A 6236-nucleotide genomic window follows, 5' to 3' on the forward strand; every position below is an offset into this window, starting at 1 on the left:
TCATGAGTCAATCGGACTCCTCACCAAAGCAACTGCCTAGAGCAGAAAGTCCCGCCCGCAGTGCACCGGGTCTGCGGGAACGGCCGGGACGGGCCGTCACAAACTTCGGAGCCACTAAACTGGAGCCCATGACTTCCACCAGTGCCCCTGCAGCTGACACTGCTGCCGCCCGCGCCCGCCTGCTCGAACTCATCAAGGAACTCGCCGTGGTCCGCGGCAAGGTGATCCTGTCCAGCGGAGCCGAAGCCGACTACTACATCGACCTCCGACGCATCACTTTGCACCACGAAGCGTCCAAGCTGGTTGGCCAGGTCATGCTCTCACTCATCGACGACGCCGGCATCGACTTTGAGTGCGCCGGCGGGCTCACGATGGGTGCGGATCCGGTGGGCACGGCAGTGATGCACGCCGCCGTCGACGCCGGCCGCACGGTGGACGCGTTTGTCGTCCGCAAGGCGCAGAAGTCCTACGGAATGGGCCGCCAGGTGGAGGGCCCCTCGGTGGAGGGCCGCAAGGTTTTGGTGCTGGAGGACACCTCTACCACGGGCGGATCCGCGCTGACCGCCGTCGAAGGTGTCCGCAATGCCGGCGGCAACGTCGTGGCAGTCGCTGTGATCGTGGACCGCGATACCGGCGCCAAGGAAAAGATCGAAGCCGAGACCGGTCTGCCCTATCTGTTCGCGTTCGGCAAGGATGAGCTCGGCCTGAAGTAGGCCTAAGCGTGGACGGGCCTCCGTTGGTGACTTAGCATTTGCCGTAAGACCCAACGCCACCCGTACCTGGAGAGAATCCGCCATGCTCCCGTCCAACCCTGCCCCCACCACAGTCGACCAGATCCAGAACCTGATCCTGGAAAGTGCTGATTTCGAGGACTTCCTCAATGAACTGGCGCGCTTTTCCGCGCACCAGATGGCGGGCGAGGGCGACGACGCGCTGTGCGGCATCACCCTGCTCCGGGACCGCAAGGCGGCCACGATCGGCTGGAGCAGCGATTCGGCGCGCGAGGTGGACGAGATCCAGTACCGGCTTTCGCAGGGGCCGTGCCTGACGGCGGCCGAGGAAGAACGGGAAGTCCACGTGCCGGACCTCTTCGAGGAGGACCGGTGGGGTCCCGACTATGCCGACGCCGTCGCCTCGCACGGGCTGCGTTCAGTGCTGTCGGTTCCCTTCCACCTTCAGGGGGAGGCCCGCGCAGCACTGAACCTCTACTCGGATGTGCCGCGAAAGTTTGACGAGAAAGCGACGGCCCGCGCCCGGGGTTACACCCGGGAAATCTCGCAGGCGCTGCGCCTTGCCGTCAGGTTTTCACTGCACACGGACAGCGCCTCCAACCTGCGTGCCACCCTTGAATCCCGCACGATTATCGATATCGCCATCGGCATCGTGATGGCGCAAAACCGCTGCAGCCAGGAGGCCGCTGCCCGGATCCTCACTGCTGCTTCCAGTAACCGCAACGTCAAGCTGCGGGACATCGCCAAGTCACTGGTGGATTCAGTGGGCGGCACCGAAACGCGCACCCACTTCGAGGAACCGGGGCGGGGCCAGGACCGGGGGGAGGGCAGGGCCCGGGTCGGCTAGAACTCCGCCGGCCCATCCGCCTGCTTGTATTGCCGGCCCGCGGAGGATAGGGTGGCCGAGGTTGAGCCGTCGGCCATAGACCCCCTTTTTTGGAGTACCTATGGACCGCAAATTGCATGCCCTCGTTAAAATCGATGTCACCGCCGACCTTGTTCGCATCGATGTCCGGGGGAGCCTCACCCAGGATTCCCGCCCCGCCCTTGTATCGGTTATTCGCCGTATCCGCCGAATGGGCATCAACGCCAACATCCGGGTCGATCTCTCCCAATCCGCGTTGGTCGAGTCGCCCGCCCTGGCTAGCCTCCGCAACGACCTCAACGCAATCGACGGCGGTAGCAGCGACCGCAGCGTTTTGGCTGGCTCGGCAGTTTCGATCGACCTTATGCCGCGCCTGGACCACCCTGCCGACGACGAGGGCCAGGCTTGGCGGACCTTGGATATCCAAGGGAATGTGGCGGCGTCCGTGGAACCCTTGGAAAGCGGACTGCTGGCCCACTACTCCGACGACGAACTCCTGGCGGCCAGCGACGCAGTTTTCGGAAAGCTGGACGATCCCGCGGCAGTCGCCGGGACCGACCTGCTGGCCCAATATGACGCGATCGCCCTCGAACTTTCCCGGCGGGAGTATGCCGAAGCGTTCCGGAAGGAAGCAGCGGAGGAAACGCCGGGGCGTTCCGCTGAGCCCGCCGTCTAGCTGGTTTTGCGGGTTTTATATCCGGCTTCTGCTGTGGCTACGGTAGAGGTGTGCCGCATGTCCGGAAGCTACAGCCTGACGGCGGCCCCGGCTCAGCCGAGGGCCGCCTTCTCCGGCACGCCGCCGAGCTTAAGACGTTTTCCCGCCGCAATTTCCTGATCGGGACGGGTGCGGCCTCAATCCTGGCCGCCGACATGTTCTTCACCCGGCACATCCAGGCTGAGCGGCGCACCAACAAAATCCTGACCGTGGGCGATGAGTTCGCAGAGAGCTATTACCCTCACTCCAGCTGGATCCTGTTTCCCGGTTACAAGACCAGCTGGGAGGAAGCGCAGTGGATCCTTAACTCCCTGCGCGGTGCCCTGCGGCAGCGCGGCCAGCTGGCCGCCGTCGGCTATTCCAACGAGGGGCTGGACATTGACCAGATCGTGATTGCGGTGATCGAGCACGTACGGTTAAAGCAGCTGACCAGCCTCTATTTTTACGGCCACAGCTTCGGCGGCATGGTGGCAACGCAGGTTGCTGCCCGCCTGCGCGAACTGCACGGCGTGGAAGTGGAGTTCATCCTGCTTGACTCCAGTCCCTACAGCAAGTTCGACGTCCTGGACCAGAGCTGGTTCGAAGGCGTCGTGGTGCTCTACGAAGGCGGGTTCCGGGTTCCCACCGTGCTGCGTGGCGGGTATGAGCTGGGCGAACGGATTGTCCACAAGGACGAACGGACCTGGCGGCAGGTGGTGGACCAGAGCCTGGAGCAGCTGTCCCCGATCGCCCCTTCCAGTGTGCTGATCCAGTCTGAATCCGCCTACATCTACCACTTCGACGCCACCCGCTTCGCCGGGAAGCTGGGCGGGACCCGGATGGCCTTCATCGGCAATCCGCGCGACGGCACCGTGAACTACGAAACGGCACGGCGGTCCTGGGCGCAGACGTTCGCCGCGAACATGGTGTCCAACGACCTGCGGACCGACGACGCACTCCCGGCCCACGCGAGCCCGCAGTGGAATCCGTTCGTCTACCGGCCCATCCTGGAGGAGCTGCAGGACGAAAACTTCCCGCTGCCCTCGGGCGGCGGCAAGATGACCGCCTTCTAACCAGCCTAGATCTGGCTCTTGAGGTCAGCCACGGAAGCCAGAATCTGGTTGGGCCGGAACGGGTAGGCTGCGATGTCGTCCTTGTGGGTGATTCCGCTGAGGACGAGGACTGTGTGCAGGCCAGCCTCCATGCCCGCGATAATGTCGGTGTCCATCCGGTCGCCGATCATGGCAGTGGTCTCGGAATGGGCGTCGATCTGGTTCATGGCGGAGCGGAACATCATGGGGTTCGGCTTGCCGACAATGTAGGGCTCGCGGCCGGTGGCCTTGGTGATCAGGGCTGCAATGGCTCCGGTGGCGGGCATGGGGCCGTCCTTGGACGGCCCGGTGGCATCCGGGTTGGTGGCAATGAAGCGGGCACCGGCCAGGATCAGCCGGATCGCCGTAGTGATGGCCTCGAAGGAGTAGGTGCGCGTTTCGCCGAGAACCACAAAGTCAGGGTTCTGGTCGGTGAGGATGAAGCCGGCCTCGTGCAGCGCCGTCGTGAGTCCTGCTTCGCCGATCGTGTAGGCGCGGTTGCCGGAGTCCGAGCTGTGCAGCTGGTCCTTCAGGAACTGCGCGGTGGCCAAGGCGGAGGTCCAGATGTTCTCCTCGGGGATTTCCAGGCCGGACGAGCGCAGCCGCGCCGCCAGGTCGCGGGGCGTGAAGATTGAGTTGTTGGTGAGCACCAGGAAGCGCTTGGAAGTGTCCACCCAGCGCTGGATCAGTTCGGCGGCGCCCGGGATCGGCTGGTTCTCGTGGACTAGAACGCCGTCCATGTCAGTCAGCCAGCATTCGATTTCCTGGCCGCTTCGGTAAACCGATGGGGATGAACGTACTTCGTCTGACTTTGCCATGCTGGATCCTCCAAGGCTGATGGGCCGGTTGCGGATCCCAGTCTTTCATTTTTCGGCCGTAGGAACATTCGGAGTCCAAGAATGGGTCCAAGAACTGGGTCCAAGAATGACGTCCAAGAATGACGGAGCCGTCGGGCGGCAGAATGACGGACCGCACCGCGGCGCCCCGCAGCCGGTCTTCCACTAGGCTCAGACCGGCACCAGTGTGCCGGCGGCCGCGGATCGGGGGAGTCTGCGGCGGTTTGCTGTACCGGCCGCGTGCCGGAAACGTCCCCGCTGCCGGACATCACCAGGCATCCCGGGAACGCAGGATGCCATCAAGCACCTGAAAGGGCCCGCCATGAGCAAAAATCACAGCGCACCTCCGCCGCCAAACTTCAGCGCACCGCCACCCAACTACCCGGCGCCTCAGCCAAACTACCCGGCGCCGCCGCAGGGCAACTACCCTGCACCGCCGCAGCCGCCGGGCAGCAAGAAGACCCTGTTCATTGTGCTGGGCGCCGTTGCCACTGCCGTGGTCATCGCACTGGTGGCCGTGTTTATCTGGATGATTCCCGCGTTCAGCAAAGCGCAGGCGGAACCCAGTCCTTCGCCGGTGGTGCCCTCGGAAGCCGCGTCATCGGAAGCAGCAGAAGAGACTGCCGTCCCCGAAGGCTCCGCGGCGCCGGAAGCTGATCCCAGCTCGGACGCGATGCCTGCCGGAGCCTTCCCGCTACCTCAGGGATGGGACGAGCTGCAGGGACCGGACAACGTCCCCGCCCAGGACGACCCGCTCTTCAAACGCTTTGTCACCGGGGAATCCTCCTTCGCTTACCTCGCGTCCTGGAGCAGTGACGACACGTTCGGGATCACCAAGGACCCCGCCACCGGAGCGCCCATGCAGCAAGTTGCCAAGGGCACCGAAGAGCGCGATGGTGACGGCATTTCGCAGGCCTTCGCCTTCTTCGCTGAAGCGGAGGAAGGCAAATTCGGCAAGGAGCCTGCCAAGGTCCAGGCAGCCATCAAGGACATCCAGGCAAAGCTCGCGTCCATCCCCGCTGCTGAACTTCCGCAGCACCTGGTGGGCCACAAATGCGTGAGCGACTTTGAATCGACGACGCCGGAAATGCGGGAGTTCCGCCGCTCTGCCGCCGTCGTGGTTGGGTTCACCTGCACCAACGCCGGCGGCGACGCTATCCGGGCCGTCAACCTGTTCACCGTGACTCCATGGGGCACGCCTCAGATGATGGGCGTTAGCGGACACGAAAGCTACTGGAGTGCCAACCCGGAGGCGTTGGAGAAGATCGCCAACTCGTACCGCGCCAACCGCTGGAAGCTGGACGGCTAGCAGGTCCCTGAGCGCCGGATGTGGACGCGCATTTTGCGGGCCGTGCCGGGCGGCGCATCGTGCACCATGGCCACATCCGGCAGGCAGGAAGGCAGGCGGGCATGCTGGCACTTGCGCATGGCCGCATTATTGTCAGTGCCTGCTGGGATGCTGTGGGTATGGAAAGCAGAGCAGCTGTGGAGGCGTTGGAGGGCATTGAGTCCTCCGTTGCTGCGTTGGCTGTTTGTGTCCGCTCCGCGGCCGGTGAGGTGGCCCCGGCGGGCGCGGATCCGGCGGGCGGGGATCCGTTGCGGGATCAGGCGGACGCGTTCCTGGACGGTCTGGCCGAGGCGGGCAGGATGGAGGCCCGGCTGGCCGCGCTGAAGGTGCGCCTGGCCGTCGGTTACGCCGCCGCGGCGGAGGCCTTGGCGGCACCGGCAAAGTCCCCGCAGGAGCACACGGCGCAGGAGATGGCGGTGACCGCGGAGGTCGCGTGTGTGCTGACGGTCAGTGAACGCAGTGCCGGTGCCTTGCTGTGTGAGGCCCGCACCCTGACCGCCGGGCTGCCGTTGACGCTGGCCGCGTTGCAGGCCGGGACCATTTCGTGGCAGCACGCACGGATCCTGTGTGATGAAACAGCGAACCTGGAACCGGCCGCCGCCGCGGCGTTGGAAGCGCATTTCCTGGACCCGGACGCGGTGAACCCGGTGCGGGGTTGCCCGGCCGGGGAA

At 64.9% G+C, this 6236-nt stretch carries 7 protein-coding genes and 1 pseudogene; 6 read left to right on the forward strand and 2 right to left on the reverse strand.

Going from position 1 to position 6236, the window contains the following annotated elements; translation table 11 throughout:
• Window positions 1-128: 128 nt before the first annotated feature.
• The 4 genes from pyrE to J7I92_RS02850 all read left to right on the forward strand — a co-directional run bounded on the left by pyrE (window position 129) and on the right by J7I92_RS02850 (window position 3363).
• Entirely contained in the window at window positions 129-713 is a 585-nt protein-coding gene (gene pyrE, locus J7I92_RS02835) for an orotate phosphoribosyltransferase (RefSeq protein ID WP_214837045.1), read from the forward strand.
• A gap of 82 nt (window positions 714-795) precedes the next feature.
• The gene (locus tag J7I92_RS02840) at window positions 796-1578 is read left to right on the forward strand and encodes a GAF and ANTAR domain-containing protein (protein ID WP_214837048.1); all 783 of its coding nucleotides are present in this window, start codon (window positions 796-798) and stop codon (window positions 1576-1578) included.
• A gap of 100 nt (window positions 1579-1678) precedes the next feature.
• A complete protein-coding gene (locus tag J7I92_RS02845; RefSeq protein WP_214837050.1) occupies window positions 1679-2272 on the forward strand; it encodes a hypothetical protein in 594 nt (197 codons plus the stop codon).
• 50 nt (window positions 2273-2322) lie between these two features.
• A complete protein-coding gene (locus tag J7I92_RS02850; RefSeq protein WP_214837053.1) occupies window positions 2323-3363 on the forward strand; it encodes a thioesterase domain-containing protein in 1041 nt (346 codons plus the stop codon).
• Window positions 3364-3368: 5 nt separating this feature from the next.
• Here J7I92_RS02850 and J7I92_RS02855 read toward each other — a convergent pair whose 3' ends face one another.
• On the reverse strand, window positions 3369-4199 hold the full coding sequence (locus tag J7I92_RS02855; protein WP_214837055.1) for an HAD-IIA family hydrolase: 831 nt from the start codon (window positions 4197-4199) through the stop codon (window positions 3369-3371).
• Window positions 4200-4539: 340 nt separating this feature from the next.
• On the opposite strand from J7I92_RS02855, the gene J7I92_RS02860 reads away from it, so the two are divergent.
• Entirely contained in the window at window positions 4540-5526 is a 987-nt protein-coding gene (locus J7I92_RS02860; RefSeq protein ID WP_214837057.1) for a hypothetical protein, read from the forward strand.
• Here J7I92_RS02860 and J7I92_RS24175 read toward each other — a convergent pair.
• On the reverse strand, window positions 5523-5645 hold the full coding sequence (locus J7I92_RS24175; protein WP_285290053.1) for a hypothetical protein: 123 nt from the start codon (window positions 5643-5645) through the stop codon (window positions 5523-5525). The two genes, J7I92_RS02860 and J7I92_RS24175, sit on opposite strands and share 4 nt — an antisense overlap.
• 39 nt (window positions 5646-5684) lie before the next feature.
• On the opposite strand from J7I92_RS24175, the pseudogene J7I92_RS02865 reads away from it, so the two are divergent.
• Window positions 5685-6236 (forward strand): annotated as a pseudogene (locus tag J7I92_RS02865) (DUF222 domain-containing protein); the annotation flags it as partial.

The sequence above is a fragment of the Arthrobacter sp. ISL-72 genome (assembly GCF_018613755.1).
GTDB lineage: Bacteria > Actinomycetota > Actinomycetes > Actinomycetales > Micrococcaceae > Arthrobacter.